Source organism: Adlercreutzia equolifaciens, from assembly GCF_029076695.1.
In the GTDB taxonomy this organism is placed as follows: domain Bacteria; phylum Actinomycetota; class Coriobacteriia; order Coriobacteriales; family Eggerthellaceae; genus Adlercreutzia; species Adlercreutzia equolifaciens_A.
In genome coordinates, this window is record NZ_JARFIK010000661.1 from 1 (window position 1) to 287 (window position 287).

A 287-nucleotide genomic window follows, 5' to 3' on the forward strand; every position below is an offset into this window, starting at 1 on the left:
CGAAAAACGTCTCCACCGTGCCGCGGAGGAGTCCGATGGAATGGATTCCTACGACTATATCGTTGTCAACGATGATGTGGATACTTGTGTGGAAGACCTTCACAGCCTGATCCGTTCCAGCCACTTTAAAGAGTCTGCGAACACAGACCTCGTGGCGAGAATGAAGCAGGAGCTGCACGATATGACAAAATAAAGAATGTATCCGAAAAAATACCATGTGTAAAACCGGATACTTCAGATATTTAAGAACATTTTAATTTCATGATCTGAAAGGGGCATATTTTATG

General features: G+C 43.2%; 1 protein-coding gene. It reads left to right on the plus strand.

The genetic code is table 11. The features are described from left to right. Window positions 1-193 (plus strand): hypothetical protein (locus tag PZH32_RS14015; protein ID WP_428994072.1); only part of this gene is annotated, 193 nt, incomplete at its 5' end. Window positions 194-287 lie beyond the last annotated feature (94 nt).